Below are 24,879 nucleotides of genomic sequence, written 5' to 3'. Positions count from 1 at the left end.
AAATAAACTATGAACTTTTCTCTTTTCGGCAACAAATTCACGCGTCACGCTGGCATCACCCAATTAATGGACGACCTGAACGAAGGGCTGCGTACGCCAGGCGCAATCATGCTGGGCGGCGGCAATCCGGCGCATATTCCGGAGATGGATAGCTACTTCAAACAGCTGTGTCAGGATATGCTGGAACAAGGGAAATTAACGGAAGCGCTATGCAACTACGACGGCCCGCAAGGTAAGGATACGCTGCTTAAGGCGTTGGCCGAGCTGCTGAGTAATGAATTAGGCTGGCAGATTGGACCACAGAACATTGCTCTGACAAATGGCAGCCAGAGTGCGTTTTTCTACTTATTTAACCTGTTTGCAGGTCGCCACAGCGATGGCAGCTTGAAAAAGGTGCTGTTCCCGCTGGCACCGGAATATATCGGCTATTCAGATTCCGGGCTGGACGACAATATGTTCGTCTCCGTTCGTCCGCAGATCGAACTGCTGCCCGAAGGGCAATTTAAATATCACGTCGATTTCGATCACCTGTCGATTACCGATGAGATCGGGCTGGTGTGCGTATCCCGCCCGACCAACCCGACCGGTAACGTGCTGACCGACGACGAGCTGATGCGTCTGGATATTCTCGCGCAGCAGCACAACATTCCCCTGCTGATTGATAACGCCTACGGCGTGCCTTTCCCTGGCATCATCTTCAGCGATGCCACACCGCTGTGGAACCCGAATATCATCCTGTGCATGAGTCTGTCCAAGCTCGGTCTGCCCGGCTCACGCTGCGGTATCGTGATTGCGGATGAAAAAGTGATCTCGGCGATCGGTAACATGAACGGCATCATTAGTTTGTCTCCCGGCGCAATCGGCCCAGCGTTGGCGCACGAGATGATTCAGCGTGGCGATCTGCTGCGCTTATCTAATGACGTCGTACGCCCGTTCTACCAACAGCGCGTAACAGAAACCATCGCGATTATTCGCCGCTACCTGTCGCCCGAGCAGTGCCTGATTCATAAGCCGGAAGGTGCGATCTTCCTGTGGCTGTGGTTTAAGGATCTGCCTATCACGACAGAAATTCTGTACCAACGCCTGAAAAAACGCGGCGTCCTCATGGTGCCGGGTCACTATTTCTTCCCTGGCTTAGATCAGGGCTGGCCGCACGCTCACCAGTGCATGCGCATGAACTATGTGCCAGAGCCGGAAAAGATCGAACGCGGTATTGCGATTCTGGCGGAAGAAGTGGAAAAGGCGATGCAAGAAGGCTAACTCACCGCAAGAATAGACGCGTCATTAAACGAAATACGGTTGGGGCAACGCACCGCCCCACTATTTTTACCGACCACTTGCAGCATGCCAAGGTCAGGCATTCTCCTCTTTTTATTCACTCTCCCGTTTCTGTCATCCCGTTCTTACCACCACAACATCAGGCAGCTAACGATTAGTTTATTGAATTATTTCCTGCATTTTTAATCGGCAATAACATTGATTATCACCTGATCAATAGTTAATTCATTCCAAAAAGACGGTCATCTCATAGTCCTAACCAAAACTTTCAGTATAACTGCGCATTCTGCGCAATTTCTTGCTCACTTTCTGGTGTAAATCACTTTTTGCGCAATGTCTGCAAACGATTCAGGAAGTCTGCGCAACTTCTTGCTCAAATTTTGCTTAGTAAAAATTTTAATTAGGTAAATTACCTTATAAAACAAATAGATGAAATTTGGCACATGAATTGCTATGTGAACGGCGAAGTACTAACCCCGTTCAACAACTCATTCCGTTTAACAACAAGGAGCAAGACTATGCCAACTCCATGCTATATCAGCATCGAAGGTAAAACGCAGGGCAACATCACCGCGGGTGCTTTCACATCTGATTCTGTCGGCAACATCTATGTGGAAGGCCACGAAGACGAAATGCTGGTACAGGAATTCAAACACATCGTTACCGTACCGACCGACCCACAGTCTGGTCAGCCGTCCGGCCAACGTGTGCATAAACCGTTCAAATTCACCGTCGCGCTGAACAAAGCGGTTCCGCTGATGTACAACGCCCTGGCGTCTGGCGAAATGCTGCCAACCGTGACCCTGAAATGGTACCGCACGTCGGTTGAAGGTAAGCAAGAGCATTTCTTCTCTACCGTGCTGACCGATGCCACCATCGTTGACGTTAACTGCCAGATGCCACACTGCCAGGATCCAGCGAAGCTGGACTACACCCAGTTGATCGAAGTATCGCTGGCCTACCGCAAAATCGATTGGGAACACACCGTTGCAGGAACTTCTGGTTCCGATGACTGGCGTGCGCCGGTCGAAGCGTAATTCCTATTTAACCCGGGCTTGCCCGGGTTTTCTGCATTGAGCCATGGCCCACGCCATGCCTGAGTGTGGATGAGAGCATCAGGAGGACGGATGGCAAACAGTACAGGATTACAGTTCACCGTTAAGGTCGGCGCATTGCCTGCATCGACTTTTGCCGTGGTGGATTTTCAGCTCAGCGAGGCGCTTAACCAGCCGTTTGCCCTGTCGCTGAATCTGGCCAGCCCCTTACCGGGGATCGATTTTGGTGCTGTTCTCGACCAGCCCTGTGAACTCCTGGTGTGGTACGAAGGCGAACTCCAAAGACGCGTGAGCGGCATTGTCAGCGCGTTCGCACAGGGCGACACCGGTTTTCGCCGCACGCGCTATCAGGCGGAGGTCCGTCCAGCGCTGTGGCGTTTAGGGCTACGCACTAACGCCCGTATTTTTCAGGCACAGAAACCGGAAGCCATTATTGGCGCGCTGCTCGAAGAATCCGGCATCACCGACTACGCCTTTGCGCTGCGTAACGAGCACGCGGTGCGGGAATACTGCGTGCAGTATCGGGAAAGTGATTTAGCCTTTATTACCCGGCTGGCCGCAGAGGAAGGTCTGTACTTCTTCCATGAGTTTGAGGAAGGCAAACATCGGCTGGTTTTTGCCGACGATGCCGGCGCGCTGGCCAAAGGCCCTGAACTGTTTTTCAACCTTGCCACACAGGGGCTGAGCGAAGGGGCGTATGTACGCCGTTTCCGCTATGCCGAGGCCGTGCGAACTGCCGAGGTGGCGCTGAAGGATTACAGCTTCAAAACCCCAGCTTACGGATTGCTGCACAACAAGATGAGTGGTGAGCTGGAGCACCAGCGCGAAAGCTATCAACACTTCGACTACCCCGGTCGTTTTAAGCAAGACCCAAGCGGCAAAGCCTTTACCGGCTATCGGCTGGACGCGCTGCGAGCGGGCGCGATGACCGGCTCGGGCGAATCCAATGCCGCCGAACTGATGCCGGGCAGCAGTTTTACCTTAACTGAACACCCCAATCTGGCACTCAATATCGCCTGGCAACTGGTTGCCATCACTCATAGTGGACAGCAGCCGCAGGCGCTGGAAGAAGAAAGCGGCGGCGAACCGACCACCTACAGCAACAGCTTCGAGGTCGTGAAAGCCAGCACCACCTGGCGCGCCGATCTGCCGTACAAGCCGATGGTCGATGGCCCGCAAATCGCCACCGTTGTCGGCCCGGCGGGTGAAGAGATTTACTGCGACCAATACGGCCGGGTGAAACTGCAATTCCCGTGGGACCGCTACGGCGCGAGCGATGACCAGAGTTCCTGCTGGGTTCGCGTCAGCCAAGGCTGGGCCGGTGGCCAGTACGGCCTGATCGCTATTCCGCGCATCGGCCATGAAGTCATTGTGAGTTTCCTCGAAGGTGACCCGGATCAGCCCATCGTGACGGGCAGAACCTTCCACGCGACCAATCCATCACCCTACCCGCTGCCCGCCAACAAAACGCGCACCACACTGCGCACCACAACCCACAAAGGCGCTGGGTTCAACGAACTGCGCTTTGAGGATCAGGCTGGTCAGGAAGAAGTGTTTATCCATGCTCAGAAAGACATGAACACCGTGGTGCTGAATAACCGCAGTACATCGGTGAATGTGGATCACAACGAAAACATTGGCCGCGATCAGACGGTCGTCGTGCAGCAGAACCAGACGGTCTCCGTCATTGCCGATCAGATTACTGAGATCCAAGGGGAGCAAACGGTGGTGGTGAAGAAAAACCGGAGCACCGTCGTGGAAGACAATGAAACGCTGAGGGTGACGAACGATATCTTTATCCACGCCGAAGATGGCAGCATTCAGATTGGTACGGGTGCGGGCTATATCTCAATCAAGCACAGCGGGGATATTGAGATCGTCGGGAATAACCTGACGCTGAACGGCACCCGTATCGATTTGAATTAAGGATGACTATGTATCAGATGAATGAAGGGACGCTGGCTATCCCCGCCGACTGGCGCGATGAATCACTCCATGTTTTTGTCCTGCCGGGAGATGCCATCAATCTGGTTGTTAACCGTACCCCGATTGACTTCGGTCTGACGGCAGAGACGGTTTATCAGCAGACGTTGGCCCAGTTTGCAGCACACCTGAAAGGGTATGAAGAGCGCGGCGTTTGGACATTGACGCTGGATGGGCAACCCGCACACGGTCTGGAATATACCTGGCGGTCACCGGAAGGGCCGATGCATCAGGTTGTCGTGATGCAGGTGCGCGGTGAGCTATTGATGACGTTTACCGTAACCGTAGCAGGCGAGCTCAGTGCGGAGCAGAAAACAGCAATGCTGGCGGTGGTCGAGACCTTTAAAGCTGCCACCTGAAAGGAGTCATCATGCTGAGTGACATTCTGAACCGTGTTGCCCGCGTCGGAGCCATGCACGCAGGCAAAGGCCCGACGCCGCCTGCGGGTCGCCCTCAACCGGGTCAGGGAAAACCCCCGACATCACCGGGCAAAACCATCAAGCACAAAAGCTTTCTCGGCGCGCTGGCTGGAGCGATCGCAGGGGCGGTTGTGGCGGCGGTGGTATTTGCCGCCGCTGCGGCGGTCGCGGGAGCCATTGCCGTCGCCGTTGTCGGAACGGGCGGCATGGGGGCGGCGCTGGTTGTCGGGGCAGTCAAACTGGCGGTGGGATTTGGCGCGGTCAGCCTGCTTGGGGGACTGATCAGCAGCGTCTCCAGCAAGGTCTCCGCGATGGTCGACAGCGGCGCGCCGCCGTTTGGGCCCGTTTCTTCTGGTTCGGGTACGGTGTTTGCGGAGAAGCAGCCCATTTCCCGTGCCGAAGTCGACACCGTCGCTTGCACCAAGCACAACTCGCCCCAGCTCATTGCGCAAGGCAGTGAGACCGTCTACGTCAATGGCTCACCCGCCGCGCGCATCGACGATAAAACCGTCTGTGGTGCCACCATCAAGGAAGGGGCATCAACCGTCTTTTTTGGTTCCGGCCAGCAAACCTGTCTGGAAATTAGTGACGAATTCAGCTGGTGGGAAAAAGCGCTACTGATTGCAGTCGAGTTTCTGGTTCCGCCCAGCCGGGGTATGTTCAAAGGACTCGGCAAGCTGTTTACACGTGGGCCAACCGCGGTGCTGAAAGGCATGCGCATGGGCGCGTTAAGAATGGCGGTGGGGTTACGGAGAGCCGTTCGCTGTGCCAGCAAAGGTTTTAAAAATAGCAAAGGCCTGGCACGCATTAAGGAAGCGACTCGCGGCTTCCTGAAAGATCCGGTCTACATTCCCAGCGGGGATGTGATCGAGATGCGTCAGGATATTGAACTGGGGCAAACACTTCCTCTGCTTTTTGAGCGCACTTACCGTTCCGCTGCCACCCATACCGGGCTGCTGGGACGCGGCTGGTACGATACCTGGAGCGAAACGGCACAGGTCAGCCGTGATGGCCTGAATACTCACGTCGTCATCACACTGGCGCAGGGATACGACATCGATTTCACCTTCCATCAGGATGTGCAGTCGGTATTTTGTCCGCTCTATCCAGCTTTTACCCTGTATCGGCGGGCAAAGGGCTTTAGCCTATGGGACCGTGAGAGCCTTACATGGCGTGAATTCGATGTGCCCCAGGGCGATCGGCTGCTCCTGTCTTCGATACATGACCCACACGACAACCGCATTACCCTGATCCGCGATCCAAAAGGCTATCTGCGCAAGATACGCCACAGTGATGATATCGAGCTGCTGCTGGTGTGGCGAGGCGAGTATCTGCACCAGATACAGCGTATTGATACCGGGCAGAAAACCCTACTGGCTGAATACCGGCAGGATGAACAGGGCCGGCTGGTCGAGGCCGATGCTGCCCATGCCTATCATCTGTTCTACGACTACGACAAAAAAAACCGACTCACGCGCTGGCATGACAACGACCAGACCTGGGCGCGCTACGACTATGATCATCAGGGTCGATGTGTCTACACCACCTGCGCCGACGGCTACCTGACGGCGCATTTTGAGTATCTCGACGATCGTGTCGTAATGACCGACGGATTAGGTCAGCGCAGCGAGTTTGGCTTCAACCATCTGCACCTAATGAGCTGGGAAAAATCCCCGTTAGGGCACGTCACCCGCTACGACTACGACGACCACGGCAACCTGCTACGTGAGGTTTCCCCAGCTGGCCGGGTGGTTGAGTTCACCTATCTGGACGACAGCGGTCTGGTCAGCGCCTTCATCGACGGCAGCGGTCATGCCTGGGCCTATGACTACGACGACGCACAGCGGTTATGCGGCATCACCGACCCGCTGGGGCGCATCTGGCAATGGGCGTTCGATGAGGCCGGCAACCCGGAGAAACTCACAGGGCCGGATACCCGCGAAGTACGATTTACCTGGAACCGTCATGGCCTGCTGACGCAGGTGAGCGATCAGGCGGGCGAGGTTCAGGCGCGGCTGCGTTACGATCATCGCCAACGATTGCTGAGTGCCAGCGATGCGCTGGGGCGTACCCAGCAGCTACGATATGACCAGCAGGACAGAGTCGTGCAGTGGCAGAGGCCGGACGGCGCGCAGTACCGTTTGGGCTATCGTCGTGCGAGCTGGAAGCTGCCGGAGCAGTTGATACGCCCCGATGAGAAAGAAGAAAAACGCCAGTACGACAAGCATAACAACCTGCTGAGCTACGTGGACGGCAACGGCGCACTGTGGCGCCAGAGCTACGGCCCCTTTGACCTGCTCACCTCACGAACAGATGCACAAGATCGCACCTGGCGTTACGAGTACGACAAAGAGAGCCAGCAACTGGTCGCCGTTATCGCCCCAGACGGCAACCGCTGGCAATGGTGGCTGGATGCCGATGCGCGGGTCATCCGCGAGCGGGATATGGCGGGCACCGACACCCACTACACCTATGACGAAGACGGCCACTGCATCGCCATCCGTAATGGCGAAGGCGAAACCCGCCACTTTCTGTATGACGGACGCGGACTGCTCATCAAAGAAACCGCACCAGACGATACCCTGCATTATCGCTATGACGCCGCAGGCAGGCTGACCGAGGTCACCTCCGCGACCAGTCATGTCCAACTGGAGTATGACCTCCGTGACCGGGTGGTACAGGAGTGGCTGAACGGCACCCTGCTCACCCGCCAGTTTGATGATACCGCACGCACCGTGACGCGGACGCTGGCCTGGGAAGACGCGAGCGATGATGCACTGACCAGCACGTTCAGCTACAGCGCGGCGGGTGAACTGCAACAGGTGCAGTTGCCGGACGGCGCGGAGCTCACCCTTGTTCATGATGCCGCCGGACGGGAAGCGTCCCGTTCAGGCGGGGCATTCGCCCAACACCGCGAATATGATGTGATGGGGTGGCTGACGCGCGAGATGAGCGGCCAACAGCAGGACGGTCGCCTCCACGCCACACAGACAAGAGAATACCTGTATGACGGCGCGGGCAATCTGGCTGGCGTTCGCCATAACCATGAAACCCGGGGCTATCGTCTGGATGCCACCGGACGCGTGCTGTCCGTCCTGAGCGGTGGCGCAGGGCGTGCGGTCGACACTGACGAAGCCTATAGCTATACCCGCAACGGCCTGCCGCAGGAGACCTCCCGACTCACCGAATGGCAGGCGGGCAGGCTGACTCAGCACGACGATACCCATTACCAGTACGACAAAACCGGGCGACTCATCCGTAAACAGGTGGTTCAGCCGGGTTACCGCCCTCAGGTCTGGCACTACCGCTGGGACAGCCGCAATCAGCTCCGGGTTGTCGACACCCCGACGGGCGAACGCTGGTTCTACCGCTATGACCCATTCGGACGACGTACCGGCAAACGCTGTGAGCAGACGCAGGACGATATCCGCTACCTGTGGGACGGCGACCAAATCGCTGAAGTGCGCCATTACCGCAACGGTGAACGCATTGCCCGCCGCCACTGGGTACACAACAGCTGGGAGCTGTTGGTTCAGCAACGGCAGGATACTGACGGACGCTGGGAAACCGATTTTGTTACCAGCAGCCAGAACGGCGAACCGCAGGCTCTGTACCGACCCGACGGCACCCTGCGCTGGCAGGCACCAAAAAGCACCCTCTGGGGCCAGCGACCAGGCTCCACGGAAGACTCTGCCGACCCGGGACTTGCCTTTGCCGGACAGTACCGTGACACCGAAAGCGGGCTATGTTATAACCGTTTTCGGTACTACGACCCGAACGGTGGTTGTTACGTCTCGCCTGACCCTATAGGGGTGCTGGGGGGTGATAACAATTACGGGTATGTTCAGAATCCGCTGGATTGGGTCGATCCGTTTGGGTTGGCTGGTTGTCCAATAATTAGGCAGAGAGTTCTGGATAATATTGCATCCAGTAAATCGGCTAGAGCAGCTTCAAAGTTCCCAAGTAAAGCTAGAGTTGGTTCCTCTCTTAACAGTGATTATAAAGCGACCTTTTTTGCCGCACATCCAACTTTGCAAGGAAAAGTTGTTGTGCATCACGCAATAGAACAACAAGTATTAAGACGTTATCCTGGGCTATTTAGCTCGTCAGAGATGCATTCATTACCTAATTTGCGAGGGATTCCTAAAGAAATTAACTCTGACATTCATTTAAGCAAAATTAGGATAGAGTGGAATAGATTTTATAAAATGAATGCATCTCCTAGTCGTACAGATGTGTTAAACAAGGCTACTGAAATTGATAATATGTTCGGTAGCCTCTTCAATCCGCCAATAAGGTGATCTCATGTCAAGTGTTTATTATATTGAACCCGAAGTTGCTGGAGAGCTTGGTGACGGAACAGTGATGAATAGCAGTGTACATCCTCCTGTTGTGAAAAAATTGGAGCTATGTTTTTCGGGATGGCTTGGTGATGATTTATTGGAGTGCTATCCGTGCTTTATTGTAACGGAAAGATTAGCCAATGAATTAAAAAACACTGTTCAAGATAATATTTTTTTTGAAAAAATCATTGTTACTCAATCGGATGAGTTTAATGAAATTTATCCAGGAAAGCCGTTGCCCAATTTTTATTGGATGAAATTTATTAATGGGAAAGAGATCTTCTTATCAGAGGATCAACGATTAGCAGTATCTGAGCATATAATGAACACTCTAAATAATTTTAATATATCTAATGCCATTATAGAAAAGGTGTAAAACATGCCGGAAGCGATCCCAACGATCCTTCCGGCTATTTTTTATCTGCTGTTTATCGTGCGCAGCGTCAGAGATTAGTCTCCGCCTCAATCACTATCCTGTCCCCGCTCAATGGTAATAGTGTGGGCATCTAGGTTATAAAGCCCGACTCTTCAGCCAGCTGCCTTTAAGGTTAATCGCTGACGGCAAGTTCGGTCTGCCATTCTGCGGTGCGTATCCCGCCATGTGGCTTGATACCACAACCACTAATGTAATCAATTCAACCCACTGATATTATAAGAAACTACAAATTGGCTATGTCATAGCAGGCGGTAGCCTGCCTGCCAAAACACAACCAGCAGGAATACCCAAGCCGGGCGGTTGGTGCGCAGACAGGCGGCCGGTTATGCTATAACCGTTTTCGGTACTACGACCCGAACGATGGTTGCTACGTCTCGCCTGACCCTATAGGGGTGCTGGGTGGGGAGAATAATTACGGATACGTACATAACCCGATGGACTGGGTTGATCCGTTTGGGTTGGCTGGTTGCGCTCGAATACTAGCGAGTAATATGAAAGCGGCAAATAAGCTCTTAGCTCAAAATGCTGGCTATATGACAATTGGGTGGCATAAATATTGGGGGTCTGCAGCACACCATATAGTAGCTGGCGCAGATAGGCGGGCTGATATAGCAAGAAGCATTTTAGACAAGGCTGGAATCAAAATTGATGATGCTGTAAACGGTGTGTTTTTAAAGCATATCAAGAAAATATCTCCGCAGCCTGGTGCTTATCATCGAGTTATCCACACCGATAAATATTATCAAGAGATTACTAGGATTATGCAAAGAGCAGAAATGCGTGCGGGAGGTGGCCTGAGTAAGCTTACAGAAAATGTGAATTCTGCACTATCCAGCATTAGAGATTCACTTGTTTCAGGGACGTTTAAATATTGAGGTAACAATGAACATTTACACGCTAGAAGCAGATATCGATATATTTAAATATTACCTTCCCGCTGAAGGCAGTGAAATTATTAAAAATATGAATTTATATGATGGGCGTTCATTAGTCGATGAATGGGAATTATATAATTTTGATATCTTTCAAGGAAAAACAAAGAAAGAGAAAGAAAAAAGAGAAGATTTTAACATATCACATTATCATGCAAGGTTGCTTCTCATAAGTGAGGAATTAAAAGATAAAATTGAAGACTTTCTATTTGGGAAAGCTGAATTTTTACCTATAAGAACGTCTAACAATAGAAGGTTTTTTTTTATGAACGTTCTTAATGTAAAAAAATCAATTGATGCTGAGTCATGGGATGCTTATGAAGAAATGGAAGATAATAGTAGATATGAATTTTTAAAAATACACGATGATGAACTTGTATTTAGAGATTATCTCTATAATCTTAACTATTTCTTCACCGAGAGATTTTCAAAATATCTTGAGGAAGTTGGTATTGATGGATGCTTCTTTAAAAAGGTTGGAGTATCAGATTAGGCTGTAGGGCATATTATCTGAAGGCGTAATCCGCTGAATGATCTTAAGTTACCCACGGTAAACGGCGGATTGCGCTTCTCTAATTCGCCCTCTCTACTTTACCTACCGCAGAGACAGCCGCAACCAGCTCCGGGTTGTCGACACCCCGACGGGCGAACGCTGGTTCTACCGCTATGACCCGTTCGGGCGGCATAATTAGTTAATCTTTTATTAATACAAATATGGAGTATATATGCCTACTTTGTCAGAATATAGTAATGTATATAACACAGCGTTAAACATTCTTGATAAAAAAGGTTTTTCTATATGGTATGACGAAGATCTCGATATGTTTTTTGCTGAGAAGAATGGCTGGGATTTTATGTCCGAAACCCCATGTGGGTTGCTTGGTATTGTTTCAATTTATGAATATAAAAAACCTTCATCATATAATGAATATTGGTGGAGGTTGGACGATAAAGATTTATACGTAAACATAAAAAAAGCAAAACCTACTTATACTTCCGTGAGTGATGATTAATAAAACCGGAAGCGATCCCAACGATCCTTCCGGCTTTATTTTATCTGCGGTTTATTGTGCGTAGAGTTAGAGATTAATCTCCGTCTCAATCACTATCCTCCCCCGCTCGACGGTAATAGTGATGAGCATCCCGGCCATAAAGCCCGATACTTCCAGCCAACGGCCTTTCAGGTTAGTCGCAGACGGTGGGTGAAGTTTGTTCAAATATGACGGAATAGCGTGGGGCAAAAACCAAAACCCCCACACCGCGGCATGGGGGCATCGAAGGCAAACTAGGCTACAGCGGTGCCCTGTTCGTCTTGATCGACAGCGAAGCAAGCGACCTGCTGTTCGCCGTAGGTTTTCAACTGCGGTTGGAACTGCGTGCAAGTGCTGAAGCAGCGCTGGCAGCGCGCATTGAACGCGCAGCCCGGCGGTGGATTCAGCGGGCTGGGCAGTTCACCCGTCAGCTTGATGCGTTCACGGCGTAAATCCGGGTTCAGGCGCGGCGTCGCGGACAGTAACGCCTGCGTATACGGGTGGCGCGGGTTGTTGAAAATGGCATCTTTACTGCCCTTCTCCACACAGCGGCCCAGATACATCACCATCACTTCATCAGCAATATGTTCAACAACGGACAGATCGTGCGAGATGAAGACGTAAGACAGCCCCAGATCCTGCTGCAAATCCATCATCAGGTTCAGCACCTGCGCACGAACCGACACGTCCAGCGCTGAAACGGGCTCATCGGCAATCACCACGTCTGGGTCCAGCATCAATCCACGGGCGATAGCGATACGTTGACGCTGACCGCCAGAGAACATATGCGGATAACGGTCGTAATGCTCCGTTTTCAGCCCCACTTTTGCCATCATCGCCAACGCTTTTTCACGACGTTCAGCTTTTGACAGTTCCGTGTTGATCTGGAGTGGTTCTTCCAGGATCTGGCCGACTTTCTTACGCGGGTTCAGCGATCCGTACGGATTCTGGAAAACGATCTGGATCTTCTGCCGACGTAGCTTCTGTGCTTCAGGATCGTGCTTCAGTAGATCCTGTCCCTGATAGTACAGTTCGCCATCAGACGGGGTTTCGATCATCGTCAGCAGGCGACCCAGCGTGGATTTTCCACAACCGGACTCTCCGACCACTGCCAGCGTTTTACCGCGTTCCAGCGTAAAGGAAACGCCGTCCAGCGCTTTCACCATCCGTTCTGGCGCGAAAAAGCCCTTTTTCACCGGATAGTGTTTTTTCAAATCTATCGCATGCAGCAAATACGGCTGCGATGGTGCGTTCAGTTCACTCATAGGGTTGGCCTCCCCGCATCATCCAGCGGTGTATGACATTTCACCTGACGACCAGGAATATCGCGCAGTGCAGGTTCTTCCTGACGGCAGCGGTCTTGCGCATAGGGACAGCGCGGGTTTAACAGACAGCCGTTCGGGCGGTCATATTTACCCGGTACCACACCCGGCAACGATGCCAGTCGGGATTTATCTGCCGCAAACTCCGGCAGCGCACGCAGCAATGCCTGGGTATACGGATGACGGGGCGCGCTGAAAATATCTGCCGCTTTGCCTGATTCCACCACCTGCCCGGCATACATCACGATGATGTGGTGTGCCGCTTCAGCCACCAGCGCCAAATCATGGGTAATCAGGATCAGCGCCATGTTTTCTCGCTGCTGCAATTCGAGCAACAGTTCGATGATCTGCGCCTGAATGGTCACGTCGAGCGCCGTGGTCGGCTCATCGGCAATCAGCAACTTCGGCCGACAGGCAATCGCCATCGCGATCATCACGCGCTGGCTCATCCCGCCGGAAAGCTGGTGCGGATACACGTCAAGACGCGAACCTGGATCGGGAATCCCGACCAGCGTCAGCAGGTCAATCGCACGCTGACGACGGGTTTTGCGATTACCGCCCTGATGCACCTTGATAGCTTCCATGATCTGGTAGCCCACGGTATAACACGGATTCAGGCTGGTCATCGGGTCCTGGAAAATCATCGCGACTTCAGAACCCACCAGATTACGCCGTTCTTTTTCAGAAATTTTTGTTAAATCACGCTGGTTAAATTCCAGCTTGTCGGCCATCACTTTGCCGGGGTAATCAATCAGTCCCATAATCGCCAGCGAACTGACGGACTTACCGGAGCCGGATTCCCCGACGATACCGACGACCTGACCTTGTTCAACCTGGTAGCTGATACGATCGACCGCACGAAACGGCAGATCCTCATCACCAAAGTGAACCGACAGTTTATCTACATTGAGCAACGCCATCTCTCTACCTCTACTACTGCTTGAGTTTGGGGTCGAGAGCGTCACGCAAACCGTCCCCCATCAGGTTAAACGCCAATACCGTCAGTAAGATCGCCAGACCGGGGAACGTCACCACCCACCAGGCGCTTTGCGCAAACTGCAAAACGTCCGACAGCATGGTGCCCCATTCTGGTGTTGGCGGCTGTGCGCCCATACCGAGGAAACCCAAAGCAGCCATATCAAGAATGGCGTTAGAAAAGCCGAGAGAAGCCTGCACAATCAACGGTGCCAGGCAGTTCGGAAGAATGTTGACGAACATCTGACGCATCGAGCTGGCTCCCGCCACGCGTGAAGCCGTGACGTAATCGCGATTGACTTCCACCAGCACCGCTGCGCGGGTCAAACGGACATAGTGCGGCAATGCCACGAAGGTCAACGCCAGCGAGGCATTCACAATCGAAGGTCCGAAGACGGCCACCAGCACCAGCGCCAGCAGCAGGCTCGGCAGCGCCAACATGATATCGACGATACGCATGATGAGTGCATCGACCACACCGCCGAAATATCCGGCCAGCAGGCCGAAGATCACCCCAAGCACCAGCGACAGTGCGACGACCAGACAGCCAACCAGCAGAGAGAGACGTGCGCCGTACATCAGGCGGGACAGGACATCACGCCCGACGTCGTCCGTTCCCAGAATAAACTGCCAGCTTCCACCCTCTTGCCAGACCGGCGGGCGAAGCAACGCATCGCGGAACTGCTCAGCGGGCGCATGCGGAGCCAACACGTTGGCGCCAATGGCGATAATCAGCATCAGCACGACATACGCCATGCCAACGACCGCCCCTTTGTTACGTTTAAAATAGTGCCAGAATTCCTGTAGCGGGGTCATCGGCTTCGGTGCGCTATTTACAACAGGTTCAGTGACGTGTGTCATCTTAGCCTTCCCCTTATTTCTTGTGACGGATGCGTGGGTTAACCACGCCGTAGAGCACATCTACCAGCAGGTTCACCAGAATGATCATGGTTGCCACCAGCAGTACGCCGCCCTGAACCACCGGATAGTCACGACGCTGCAACGCATCGATTAACCACCGTCCCAGCCCCGGCCAGGAGAAAATGGTTTCCGTCAGGATCGCCCCGGCCAGCATGGTACCGACCTGTAAACCAATTACCGTTACCACCGGCAGCATCGCATTACGCAACGCGTGTACGACAATCACACGCAGACGGCTCAGCCCTTTGGCGCGAGCGGTACGAATGTAATCCTCACCCAGCACTTCCAGCATCGCGGAGCGCGTCATACGCACAATCACCGCCAGTGGAATGGTGCCCAGCACGATGGCAGGCAGGATCATGTGTTCAACCGCGTCGATAAAGTCGCCTTCCTCGCCCCAGAACAGGGTATCGATCAGCATAAAGCCGGTTAGCGGCATACTGTCATCAAGGAAAATCGTGTCGCTGATGCGTCCCGAAACGGGGGTAAGATCAAGCTGAACGGAGACCAGCATAATCAGCATCATGCCCCACCAGAAGATAGGCATGGAGTAGCCCGTCAGCGCCAGGCCAACAGAGGTATGATCGAAAATGGAACCGCGTTTGACCGCAGCCAGCACACCAACCGGAATCCCCACCGCGATAGCAAACATCATCGCGCAGATACCCAGTTCCAGCGTCGCTTTGAAGCGAGGCACAAATTCTTCCCACACGGGGATACGACTCTTGAGGGAGATCCCCAGATCGCCCTGCATCACACCGCCAATATAGTGGAGGTATTGCTGCCAAAGCGGCTTATCCAGCCCCATTTCAGCCAGCAACTGCGCGTGACGCTCGGCGGAAATACCCCGTTCCCCCGCCATGATCATCACCGGGTCGCCCGGAATCATGTGTACGAACGCGAAGGTTAATAGGGTGATACCAATAAACGTTGGGATAACTAACCCCAAACGCCGGAGTATGAATTGCAACATATCCCGAACTCTCTATTCATGCCCGTTGGCTCATTGGCCAGCAGGCTTATCATTGCTCACAGCTAAAAAATCGCCAGGTGCGATTTTAAACGTCGTGTGCGACGGCCCGCAGGATAGCGGGCAAGGAAGACAACCATAAATTTAACGGGCAAGAAACCCCGCCTCCACGGCTCCTCTAACGAGAAACCGCAAGGTCGGGGTTTTTAGTGTCCGTGAAATCTAGTGGCTGACTTAATCCAACGTCACGTTGTTGAAGCTATGCACACCACGCGGCTGAACCACATAACCTTTCACGTTTTTACGTACAGGTTCGTACACGGTAGAGTGCGCGACAATCAGCGCCGGAGCCTGATCGTGCATCACAACCTGTGCCTGCTTGTACAGTTCAATACGTTTTTCGTGATCGGAAACGGCGCGCGCCGGTTGGATCAAGTCTTCAAACGGCTTATAGCACCACTTGGAGTAGTTGGAGCCATTTTTAGCCGCATCGCAGCTGAACAGGGTCGCGAAGAAGTTATCTGGATCCCCATTGTCGCCAGTCCAGCCCATCAGTACGGTCTGGTGCTCGCCGTCTTTCGCACGCTTCAGATACTCGCCCCACTCGTAGGTGACGATCTTGGCTTTCACGCCAACTTTCGCCCAGTCGGACTGAATCATTTCTGCCATACGACGCGCGTTCGGGTTGTACGGACGCTGTACCGGCATTGCCCACAGGTCGATAGAGAAACCGTCAGCCATACCCGCTTCTTTCAGCAGCGCTTTCGCTTTCTCAGGATCGTAGCTGTAGTCTTTAACGTCGTTGTTGTAGCCCCACATGGTCGGCGGGATCAGGTTAGTTGCGGCCTGGCCGGCTCCCTGATAGACCGCTTCGATAATGGCAGACTTGTTAACCGCATAGTTCAGCGCCTGGCGAATCTTGACGTTATCCAGCGGCTTTTTCTCAACGTTGTAAGCCAGATAGCCAACGTTCAGGCCAGGCTGTTCCATCAACGTGATGTTCTTATCTTCTTTCATCTTCGCGAGATCGGCCGGGTTTGGATACGGCATGATCTGGCATTCGTCTTTTTGCAGCTTGGCGTAACGTACAGACGCATCTGGCGTGATGGAGAAGACCAGACGGTCAACACCAGGCTTAGTACCCCAGAAGCCTTCAAAGGCTTTGTACAGAATACGGGAATCTTTCTGGTACTGCTGCAGCTGGAACGGGCCTGTACCGATTGGGTTCAGGTCAATCTTCTCTGGCGTACCGGCTTTCAGCATCTTATCCGCGTATTCCGCTGATAGGATGGAAGCAAAGTCCATCGCCAGGTTTGCCAGGAACGGCGCTTCAGGGCGGTTCAGCACAAAGCGGACGGTATAGTCGTCTACTTTTTCGATTTTGCTGACCAGTTCCGGCATACCCATACCCTGATAGTATTCATAGCTGCCGCCAGATACTTTGTGGTACGGATGGTTGGCATCCTGCTGACGCATGAAGGAGAAAATCACGTCATCGGCATTGAATTCACGAGAAGGTTTGAAATCCTTACTGTCTTGCCATTTCACGCCTTTGCGCAGATGGAAAGTATAGGTTTTGCCGTCTTCGCTAATATCCCATTTTTCAGCCAGACCCGGACCGGTGTCCGTGGTACCGTCTTTAAATTCCACCAGGCGGTTATAAATAGGAATAGAGCTGGCATCAAACGTTGTACCGGAGGTGAACAGCTGTGGGTTAAAACCTTCCGGGGAGCCTTCTGAGCAGTACACCAGCGTCTTTGCCTGAACGCCTGCAGCGACGGACAGGGCGAGCAAGCCAAGGCCGAACTTCAACACCCTTGATTTAACCAGGGATTTTTCCATTACTTGTGCTCCATTGTGGATGATGTTGTGTGCTATACCCGCCATACTCCAAGCTGCATACGCGTTAATTCTGTCGTTAAACGCACAGTGGTTAACAGCGCTGATATTCCGTTCTGCATCTCGAAATCAATTGGGTATGGTTGGCCAGACCTGTATTTTTACGAACTGTGGTCTGTACCCTGTCGCCCGAAGGCAAAATTAAAATAATGAGGAAGAGGAAAGGGGTTACCAAAACCGATGGCCGCCACGCTGTTGGATATAGTCATAATAACTACAACGTATACCTTGACGCGCCACAACCCGCTCACGGATGCTGGATGAAGACGTAGAATCATTCAGACAAGCCGCTGCTTTCCTCCTTATATCCCTATGACGCCCTCAATTTCTCAACAGATGGCGGTGACGTCAATATAAGCAGTAAGGATTTACAAAATTTCCTTACATTTTCTTAAAAGATAAAATACAAGTTCATCACCTTACAAAAGGTGTATGTTTTGCCTTTTTCGGAAAAAACAGCGATAAAAACCGATAGCTTGCGGACATAAAGAAATTATCACCATTAAAAAAACTATAGTCATCTGGTCTTACATGTCCAAGATTTGAGCACTATTTTTTGTTAAAAACGTTAACAGCAGGTGAAAATCCTGACGGATAATAAGAAATTCTGATATTTGCCGCGGCACCATAAGTAGGCAAATGACTATCTACGCTACATAAAAAAACTCTATACGGCATAAGAAACGTTGTTTCCCCCTCCTTCGACGAGCCGCAAGATCGCTCTTCATCGTTCTTTATCCGTGGGATAACCATGACCAGAGAGCCATTGCTGGATACATCCGTTAGATAAAGCATAGATAAAAAGGCGGCTGATGCAGGGTCGAGAACGCATTTTGTCCTGCGCGGCAGGGGCAGGCACAGGGCCCTTACCGAGGATAAAATGATATTGCTCAATAATTAATTGGCTATTTTAGTTAAATAAATATTTTCACTAAAATGAAAACACGCTATTTACTTATTCTCATAAAGTGGTATTTTTCACTCTGTGAGTTACCTCTCCTTCTGTTTTAACCCCTAACATTCCCTCGATAAATTATTTTAATTACAAAAAAACAATATAAGTTATTTAAAATAGAGTTGCTGATAAGTTCACAAATACGTAATTAACGTATTATTTTTAACATTCCCTCATGCTAGATTACTCTCCAACAGGATTCATTGTTAAATAACATCAACCATCCCTTATCTTTTTGTTACTAACTGATAAAAAAGAAAAAAACGTATTTTTCTGCTTTCTGATAATAAACATTCCGCCGCCATTGGCATTAGCAACGCTCGATATCCACACCGATATCGGCAAGCAAAAAGCCAATAAGATGCGTCGATAACGATGCATTACCAATATCTCAACGATATTACACGGCAGGTATGTCATTTCTTTCTGTACCAACTGTCCTAGCAGGGTGAATATAATGAAAAAAATTGAAACTGATATTTTATGTGAGAACGATCTCGCTCTGGAAACACAAGAATCGTTTATCGGGGGATTTTTTAAAAAGAAAATCGGCTCCGTTCCCGTTGCACTTTTTATGGCGATTGCCGCCATTGTCGCTATCGCTGCCTACGAAGGATATTTGCCTAAAAATATGATTGGCGGTTTCGCCGTCATCATGACGATGGGTTTTTTACTGGCACACATTGGCAGCAACATTCCCGTGTTCAAAGATATCGGCGGCCCGGCCATTCTGTGCCTGATGGTACCGTCCGTTATGGTGTATTTTGAGCTGTTCAACGACAACACCATGAAAACCGTCCACCTGCTGATGAAAGAGGCGAACTTCCTGTATTTCGTTATCGCCTGTCTGGTGGTCGGCAGTATTCTGGGTATGAACCGCAAAATCCTGATTCAGGGGATGGTGCGCATGTTCGTCCCGCTGGTCATCGGCACCGCAACCGCGCTGGCAACCGGTTTGCTGGTTGGTAAACTGTGCGGCTATAGCTTCTATCACACCTTCTTCTTCATTATCGTGCCAATCATCGGCGGCGGTATCGGTGAAGGCATCCTGCCATTATCTCTAGCCTACTCTGCCATTCTGGGAGAAAGCCCGGATGTCTATGTTGCTCAGCTAGCGCCCGCAGCCGTCGTCGGTAACATCTTCGCGATTCTGTGTGCCGGCGTGTTATCCCGTCTGGGTATGCGCCGCAAGGATCTGAACGGCGAAGGGCGTCTGGTTCGCAGCGATGAAGACAACGCGATGTTTGCCGTCAATGAAGCACCAAAACCGGTCGATTTTCATCTGATGGGCGGCGGATTGCTGATGATTTGCGCCTTCTTCATCGTTGGTGGACTGTTTGAGAAATTGGTACACATCCCAGGCCCAGTGCTGATGATTCTGATCGCCGTCCTCTGCAAATACGGACGCGTGATTCCTGCGATTATGGAAACTGGCGCACACAGCGTTTACAAGTTCGTATCCAGTTCTCTGGTGTGGCCGCTGATGATCGGACTGGGCATGCTGTATATCCCGCTGGAAAGCGTCGTCGCAGTATTCTCTGTGGGTTATGTCATCGTCTGTGGTTCTGTGGTGCTGTCCATGGCGCTGGTGAGCTTCCTGATTGCACCTTATCTGAACATGTATCCAATTGAAGCGTCCATCGTAACCACGTGCCACAGCGGGCTGGGCGGTACGGGTGACGTGGCTATTCTGTCTGCTTCTAACCGTATGTCCCTGATGCCGTTCGCACAGATCGCTACCCGTATCGGCGGCGCATCTACCGTCATCGCCGCAACGCTGCTGCTGGGCTGGGTTGCTTAATCTTAGTATCATGGTTTCCCCCAATCAGGGGGAAACCTTATTCTGAATGAGAAAAACCATTTAAGCCCGTATACACAGCGTTCCAGCTATGCCGTTATCGGTGCAACAGGTTCAGAACTGCGCTCCAATCCGCCATCAACCGCATTCTTATCTAACCTTCTTGAAAATGATCAGAATCAGGCTCATACAGATGGGGAAACCAATTAATACGGCTGAATACATGGAATCCATAGATTCTCGCATATCAGCTAATATCGCAAAATGGTATTCAACTGGCACTGTTTTATCAGATAAAAAAACCATTCTTTCCTTATCTTGAACATGTCCAAAAGAAAAAAGAGCAATGCTTATCAAATAAAAAAAAGAGACAAAGAAAATACTGAACCATCGAATAAAAGTCTTGCACTTACTTGTTAACATCATGCATCCCTTCTAATAGCCCACCGACAGTACCACCAGAATAAGGTGAAATTTTACCTATACCAGAAACAACCTCGGACACGACTCTTAAAGTGGTATCTTCGCTTATCGGTGTATAGTTATCAGTGTTCGGGTACTGCTTTCTAAACTCACTGGTCATATCAACAACAAGCATCGATGATTCAGCGTTTTTTCGTTCTAAATACCGCTGTAGCGATACCGGCACGGCAAAATCTTCTTCGTAATTAATCCGTATCTGAGCGTGAGTGGTATATCCTCCCTCAAATATCTGTGATCCCGCAATCTTCACGCCTTTTGTTACATGGGTTGTACAGTTCACGCCTGTCACATCATATTGATCGACTGTACGACCGTTTCTTTTAGTGCTTTCTCCCATCTTGATTGTTTCTTTCACTTTGCCCCCTGAACGCCATAGCTTTTCAAAGTACAATCGAGCAATCGTAGGATTCGCATCTGTAATGAGAAAAACCTTAGCTTCTGTTTGGTACAACTCTTCTCGGTAATATGTTCTGGCATCTTCAAACTGCAAAAAATTTAAGATGCCATCACCGACAGCCCCGGCAACACCAGACCGTCTACCAAATCGACCATAAGTGAAAACAGAAGCATTATTACCCTCATGAACAGAGACAAAGGCGTGACCTGTCCCCTTAATTTCTGTCCAGATAAATACACCGTTTTCTAATGGGTTATTTTCTTTCTTGCACTCTTGGATCTGATTAATCCATTCCCCTTTTGAGGGAATGAGATAAATCGGGTCATCCATGAAGTAACTTATTGGCTCAGGCTTAATATTTTCCCGTGGATTACACCATAACCCTAACCCACGGCCGTACTGCATAAATTTATCGTGTTCCACTAAACCAACTCCATTTGGTTTCATCGTCACTGAATTGTGATAGCACAAGGCGGGATCGCTCCCGCCTCGTTTGTCTCATTCCACATATGACATTCAGTTCCGTTTGCTGACCACAACTATCTAACTTTCTTGAAAATGATCAGAATCAGAGTCATGCACACAGGAAAACCAATTAAAGCAACCTCAAGAACATTATCTGTGGCCTTATAAATATTTTCTATCACGGCCTCATGATATTCGATAGTAACCACCTTACCCAGTGGCATGTCCCCTTTATCATCTAACGGAAAAATAGCAAGAAAGAGCCACAGATAATATACAAAGGTTACTAATGCTATTCCTCCCCAGCGCATAACCGTCTTACATTCACTTGTTAACATCATGCATCCCTTCTAATAATCCCCCGACAGTCTCGCCAGCACCAGACCGTCTACCGAATCGACCATAAGTGAAAACAGAAGCACTATTACCCTCATGAACAGAGACAAAGGCGTGACCTGTACCCTTAATTTCGGTCCAGATAAACACACCGTTCTCTAATGGGTTATTTTCTTTCTTGCACTCTTGGATCTGATTAACCCACTCTCCTTTTGAGGGCGTGAGATAAATCGGGTCATCCCTGAAGTAATTTATTGGCTCAGGCTTAATATTTTCCCGTGGGTTCCGCCACAGCCCTAACCCGCGGCCGTACTGCATAAATTTATCGTGTTCCACTAAACCAACTCCATTTGGTTTCATCGTCACTGAATTGTGATAGCACAAGGCGGGATCGCTCCCGCCTCGTCTCTGTGTACCTTATTCTTCAGCGCGATTTATTTACCGCTTTTTATTCACAGCCTTTTATTCACAGTACTGGCGCAGCGAGTCCTGTTTTTCAGGCAGCAGACGATATAAATACACCGGTCGGCCGGTAGAGCCGTACAGAATATTGGTGGTCAGGATGCCAGTATCAGACAGGTAGATCAGGTACTTACGGCAGGAGACGCGGGAGATACCAATCGCATTCGCCAGCATTTCGGTAGAGAACTCGATGCCCTGGTTGCCTTCAATCCACTCGCAGACGGTACGCAGCGTCAGGCTGGTCAGCCCTTTCGGCAATTTCTTACGTTCGCTAACTGTGCTACTGCTGGTACGACGAATCAGGTTATCAATATCCGACTGCCCAACAAAATCGCGGTGCTTGAACAAATTCGCCTCTTCACGATAGGCGGTCAGCGCCTGTTCGAAACGCGAGAACTGGAAAGGCTTAATCAGATAATCCACCACACCGTAATGCAGCGCTTTCTTGATGGTGTACACATCGCTGGCAGACGAGATGATGATGACGTCCGTCTTTTCACTGAATTCACGAATAGTCGGCAGCAGGTCCAGTCCATTATCCTGCTGCATATAAATATCCAGCAGTACCAAATCGATTTCCGAGTCAGGTTGCATCAGCAGGTTGCGCGCCTGCTGCAATGTGGGGACGGTCGCATAGCAGCTAAATCCAGAAACCTGGTTCAGATAAGATTTGTTAAGCTCTGCAACCATGGCATCGTCATCAACAATCAGTACATTAATCATGGTCAAACAGCCTTGCTTGATAAGGAATAGTAACGAAAAACTGGGTGTACACCTCAGGTTCTGATTCAAACTCGATAGTGCCGCCAATCTTCTCCAGACTCTGTTTGGTCAGGTACAGGCCAATACCGCGCCCGCTGCCTTTGGTAGAGAATCCCTGTTCATAAATGCGCGCCTGACTCTCCGGTGAAATGCCGGGGCCATCATCCCCCACGGTACAGTGGAGGCGGCCGTTCTGATGATGGAAGCTCACGCTGATTTCACAGTTTTCCTGTCCATCAATCGCGTCCATCGCATTCTCAATCAGATTACCCAATACGGTAATCAATTCATTGGTGGCATCGACATCATCGGTATCCGGCAGCAGGCTCTCCTCGCTGATGGAGAGCGTAATGCCGAGATCGCGTGCGCGGTTGATTTTACCCAACAGGAAGCCGGCAATCACTGGCGATTTCACTTTACGAATAATCGAACCAATTTCCGCCTGATAATTATTGGCGGTCTTCAGGATATAATCTTCCAGCTGCGAGTAATATTTTAAGTGCAGCATCCCCAGGATAACGTGCAGCTTATTCATAAACTCGTGCGACTGCGCACGCAGCGCATCCGCATAGTAGGACATCCCGCTCAACCGTTGCAGCAACTGGCTGATCTCCGTTTTATCACGGAATGTCGCAATCGCGCCGATAATGTCGCCCTTCACAAAAACCGGCACGGTGTTAGTCAGCAGCAGGTGACCGTTAAAGTTAATCTCTTCATCACGCCGCGGTGTACCGCTCTCCAGCACCTGTTTCAGGTGCAGATGTTCAAGCCACTGGTCGCTGACGCGTTCCGCGGGCTTCGGAGCCGGCGTTTCACTGCCCTGCGGCTTATTCTGCCGGAAAAGCCGTCGCGCCTCATCATTGATGACCGTAATCCGGCCATCCTGATCGACTGCGATAACGCCTTCTTTGATGTGCTTGAGCATCGCGTTGCGCTGTTCAAACAGGTTCGAGATCTCAAACGGCTCGAATCCCAGCATAATGCGCTTGAGCACCTTCACCAGAATCAACGTACCCAGCCAGCCGACCAGCGCCCCCGCCAATAGCGTCCAGGGAATCATCCAGCGATTATCGCTGATCACCTTCTGCACGCTGGTTAAGGCAATCCCCAGCGCAACAACGCCAACCTGCTTATGGTTGCTGTCGAAAACCGGTGTAAAGACCCGCAGCGCGGGATCGAGCGTCCCCCGGTTAATAGACGTATTCTCCATGCCTAACAGCGCCGGGTAGATATCCCGACCGGCAAAATGCTCACCGATTCTTTCCGGTTCAGGGTGGCTATGGCGCACCGTATCCATGTCCGTGACAGTGACGAAAAGCAGCTGATTACGCTGACGAATCGTCTCCGCAGCCGCCTGCACGTCCTCAGGCCGACCAATCCCTTTAAGTTCATCAATAACCACGGGAGAAGCGGCAAATGTGCGAGCAATGGCAAAGGCTTTTTCTCGCAGATGATCTTCTGAAAGCTGATTAATGCGAAAAAACAGCAAGGAATAGACCACCAGCAACACCGCACCAAGCACAACCGACACCATAAGAAACACCGATGTTCCCAGCTTTAGCGGTGCCTTTTTCTTGCCCATGTCACTCTCCGAAACCACCATCATCACACCGTTATCTTATACTGTTTCGTCGCGTTTCGCGTGCCGTGATGCATA

General features: G+C 51.2%; 21 protein-coding genes. 10 read left to right on the top strand and 11 right to left on the bottom strand.

Going from position 1 to position 24,879, the window contains the following annotated elements:
* Positions 1–9 precede the first annotated feature (9 nt).
* The 9 genes from H4F65_RS14105 to H4F65_RS14065 all read left to right on the top strand — a co-directional run bounded on the left by H4F65_RS14105 (position 10) and on the right by H4F65_RS14065 (position 11,459).
* On the top strand, positions 10–1,260 hold the full coding sequence (locus H4F65_RS14105) for a valine--pyruvate transaminase (RefSeq protein WP_010681422.1): 1,251 nt from the start codon (positions 10–12) through the stop codon (positions 1,258–1,260).
* 536 nt (positions 1,261–1,796) lie between these two features.
* The gene (locus tag H4F65_RS14100) at positions 1,797–2,315 is read left to right on the top strand and encodes an Hcp family type VI secretion system effector (protein ID WP_012822145.1); all 519 of its coding nucleotides are present in this window, start codon (positions 1,797–1,799) and stop codon (positions 2,313–2,315) included.
* 90 nt (positions 2,316–2,405) lie between these two features.
* Complete coding sequence (locus H4F65_RS14095) at positions 2,406–4,259, top strand: type VI secretion system Vgr family protein (protein WP_010287505.1); 1,854 nt, start codon at positions 2,406–2,408, stop codon at positions 4,257–4,259.
* Positions 4,260–4,267: 8 nt separating this feature from the next.
* Positions 4,268–4,675 (top strand): DUF1795 domain-containing protein, encoded by a 408-nt coding sequence (locus tag H4F65_RS14090; protein ID WP_010287508.1) that lies wholly within the window; start codon positions 4,268–4,270, stop codon positions 4,673–4,675.
* Positions 4,676–4,686: 11 nt separating this feature from the next.
* Complete coding sequence (locus H4F65_RS14085) at positions 4,687–9,036, top strand: RHS repeat-associated core domain-containing protein (protein WP_236146240.1); 4,350 nt, start codon at positions 4,687–4,689, stop codon at positions 9,034–9,036.
* 4 nt (positions 9,037–9,040) lie between these two features.
* Positions 9,041–9,454: a hypothetical protein gene (locus H4F65_RS14080; protein WP_010281065.1), complete on the top strand. Its 414-nt coding sequence runs from the start codon at positions 9,041–9,043 to the stop codon at positions 9,452–9,454.
* A gap of 320 nt (positions 9,455–9,774) precedes the next feature.
* Positions 9,775–10,389 carry an RHS repeat-associated core domain-containing protein gene (locus H4F65_RS14075; protein ID WP_085996933.1) on the top strand — a complete coding sequence of 205 codons (615 nt, stop codon included), beginning with the start codon at positions 9,775–9,777 and terminating at the stop codon, positions 10,387–10,389.
* Between the two features lie 7 nt (positions 10,390–10,396).
* On the top strand, positions 10,397–10,939 hold the full coding sequence (locus H4F65_RS14070; RefSeq protein ID WP_010281073.1) for a hypothetical protein: 543 nt from the start codon (positions 10,397–10,399) through the stop codon (positions 10,937–10,939).
* 232 nt (positions 10,940–11,171) lie between these two features.
* The gene (locus H4F65_RS14065; RefSeq protein ID WP_010281076.1) at positions 11,172–11,459 is read left to right on the top strand and encodes a hypothetical protein; all 288 of its coding nucleotides are present in this window, start codon (positions 11,172–11,174) and stop codon (positions 11,457–11,459) included.
* 66 nt (positions 11,460–11,525) lie between these two features.
* Here the strand turns inward: H4F65_RS14065 and H4F65_RS14060 are convergent, their stop codons facing one another.
* From H4F65_RS14060 to dppA, 6 genes are all read right to left on the bottom strand, one after another.
* Entirely contained in the window at positions 11,526–11,705 is a 180-nt protein-coding gene (locus tag H4F65_RS14060; protein ID WP_072014221.1) for a SymE family type I addiction module toxin, read from the bottom strand.
* 26 nt (positions 11,706–11,731) lie between these two features.
* Complete coding sequence (dppF, locus tag H4F65_RS14055) at positions 11,732–12,742, bottom strand: dipeptide ABC transporter ATP-binding subunit DppF (RefSeq protein ID WP_010281080.1); 1,011 nt, start codon at positions 12,740–12,742, stop codon at positions 11,732–11,734.
* Entirely contained in the window at positions 12,739–13,719 is a 981-nt protein-coding gene (gene dppD, locus H4F65_RS14050) for a dipeptide ABC transporter ATP-binding protein (RefSeq protein WP_010281083.1), read from the bottom strand. Before dppD ends, dppF begins: the two co-directional genes overlap by 4 nt.
* Positions 13,720–13,732: 13 nt before the next feature.
* Entirely contained in the window at positions 13,733–14,635 is a 903-nt protein-coding gene (dppC, locus tag H4F65_RS14045; protein ID WP_010281086.1) for a dipeptide ABC transporter permease DppC, read from the bottom strand.
* Positions 14,636–14,648: 13 nt separating this feature from the next.
* Entirely contained in the window at positions 14,649–15,668 is a 1,020-nt protein-coding gene (gene dppB, locus H4F65_RS14040; RefSeq protein WP_010281089.1) for a dipeptide ABC transporter permease DppB, read from the bottom strand.
* 231 nt (positions 15,669–15,899) lie between these two features.
* On the bottom strand, positions 15,900–17,507 hold the full coding sequence (gene dppA / locus H4F65_RS14035; RefSeq protein WP_010281092.1) for a dipeptide ABC transporter periplasmic-binding protein DppA: 1,608 nt from the start codon (positions 17,505–17,507) through the stop codon (positions 15,900–15,902).
* A gap of 1,469 nt (positions 17,508–18,976) precedes the next feature.
* Between dppA and H4F65_RS14030 the strand changes: the two genes are divergently transcribed.
* On the top strand, positions 18,977–20,320 hold the full coding sequence (locus tag H4F65_RS14030; protein ID WP_010281094.1) for a 2-hydroxycarboxylate transporter family protein: 1,344 nt from the start codon (positions 18,977–18,979) through the stop codon (positions 20,318–20,320).
* A gap of 406 nt (positions 20,321–20,726) precedes the next feature.
* Here H4F65_RS14030 and H4F65_RS14025 read toward each other — a convergent pair whose 3' ends face one another.
* From H4F65_RS14025 to H4F65_RS14005, 5 genes are all read right to left on the bottom strand, one after another.
* Positions 20,727–21,620, bottom strand: a complete 894-nt coding sequence (locus H4F65_RS14025; protein ID WP_010281098.1) for a hypothetical protein — start codon at positions 21,618–21,620, stop codon at positions 20,727–20,729.
* A gap of 116 nt (positions 21,621–21,736) precedes the next feature.
* On the bottom strand, positions 21,737–22,000 hold the full coding sequence (locus H4F65_RS14020) for a hypothetical protein (protein WP_010281099.1): 264 nt from the start codon (positions 21,998–22,000) through the stop codon (positions 21,737–21,739).
* A complete protein-coding gene (locus tag H4F65_RS14015; protein WP_010281102.1) occupies positions 21,987–22,334 on the bottom strand; it encodes a hypothetical protein in 348 nt (115 codons plus the stop codon). Before H4F65_RS14015 ends, H4F65_RS14020 begins: the two co-directional genes overlap by 14 nt.
* 126 nt (positions 22,335–22,460) lie before the next feature.
* Positions 22,461–23,183: a two-component system response regulator DcuR gene (gene dcuR / locus H4F65_RS14010; protein WP_010281107.1), complete on the bottom strand. Its 723-nt coding sequence runs from the start codon at positions 23,181–23,183 to the stop codon at positions 22,461–22,463.
* Complete coding sequence (locus H4F65_RS14005) at positions 23,176–24,804, bottom strand: sensor histidine kinase (protein ID WP_039320161.1); 1,629 nt, start codon at positions 24,802–24,804, stop codon at positions 23,176–23,178. Before H4F65_RS14005 ends, dcuR begins: the two co-directional genes overlap by 8 nt.
* Positions 24,805–24,879 lie beyond the last annotated feature (75 nt).

Origin of the sequence: Pectobacterium brasiliense, assembly GCF_016950255.1 — a bacterium.
GTDB classification, from domain to species: domain Bacteria; phylum Pseudomonadota; class Gammaproteobacteria; order Enterobacterales; family Enterobacteriaceae; genus Pectobacterium; species Pectobacterium brasiliense.
The sequence above is the reverse complement of the archived record's forward strand: the minus strand, read 5'-3'. Positions and strand labels throughout refer to the sequence as shown.

Bases quoted from the DNA above. Each gene is read 5' to 3' on its own strand.
- H4F65_RS14105 (WP_010681422.1), top strand. From the start codon at position 10: ATGAACTTTTCTCTTTTCGGCAACAAATTCACGCGTCACGCTGGCATC.
- H4F65_RS14100 (WP_012822145.1), top strand. From the start codon at position 1,797: ATGCCAACTCCATGCTATATCAGCATCGAAGGTAAAACGCAGGGCAAC.
- H4F65_RS14095 (WP_010287505.1), top strand. From the start codon at position 2,406: ATGGCAAACAGTACAGGATTACAGTTCACCGTTAAGGTCGGCGCATTG.
- H4F65_RS14090 (WP_010287508.1), top strand. From the start codon at position 4,268: ATGTATCAGATGAATGAAGGGACGCTGGCTATCCCCGCCGACTGGCGC.
- H4F65_RS14085 (WP_236146240.1), top strand. From the start codon at position 4,687: ATGCTGAGTGACATTCTGAACCGTGTTGCCCGCGTCGGAGCCATGCAC.
- H4F65_RS14080 (WP_010281065.1), top strand. From the start codon at position 9,041: ATGTCAAGTGTTTATTATATTGAACCCGAAGTTGCTGGAGAGCTTGGT.
- H4F65_RS14070 (WP_010281073.1), top strand. From the start codon at position 10,397: ATGAACATTTACACGCTAGAAGCAGATATCGATATATTTAAATATTAC.
- H4F65_RS14065 (WP_010281076.1), top strand. From the start codon at position 11,172: ATGCCTACTTTGTCAGAATATAGTAATGTATATAACACAGCGTTAAAC.
- dppF (WP_010281080.1), bottom strand. From the start codon at position 12,742: ATGAGTGAACTGAACGCACCATCGCAGCCGTATTTGCTGCATGCGATA.
- dppD (WP_010281083.1), bottom strand. From the start codon at position 13,719: ATGGCGTTGCTCAATGTAGATAAACTGTCGGTTCACTTTGGTGATGAG.
- dppC (WP_010281086.1), bottom strand. From the start codon at position 14,635: ATGACACACGTCACTGAACCTGTTGTAAATAGCGCACCGAAGCCGATG.
- dppB (WP_010281089.1), bottom strand. From the start codon at position 15,668: ATGTTGCAATTCATACTCCGGCGTTTGGGGTTAGTTATCCCAACGTTT.
- dppA (WP_010281092.1), bottom strand. From the start codon at position 17,507: ATGGAAAAATCCCTGGTTAAATCAAGGGTGTTGAAGTTCGGCCTTGGC.
- H4F65_RS14030 (WP_010281094.1), top strand. From the start codon at position 18,977: ATGAAAAAAATTGAAACTGATATTTTATGTGAGAACGATCTCGCTCTG.
- H4F65_RS14020 (WP_010281099.1), bottom strand. From the start codon at position 22,000: ATGTTAACAAGTGAATGTAAGACGGTTATGCGCTGGGGAGGAATAGCA.
- dcuR (WP_010281107.1), bottom strand. From the start codon at position 23,183: ATGATTAATGTACTGATTGTTGATGACGATGCCATGGTTGCAGAGCTT.
- H4F65_RS14005 (WP_039320161.1), bottom strand. From the start codon at position 24,804: ATGGGCAAGAAAAAGGCACCGCTAAAGCTGGGAACATCGGTGTTTCTT.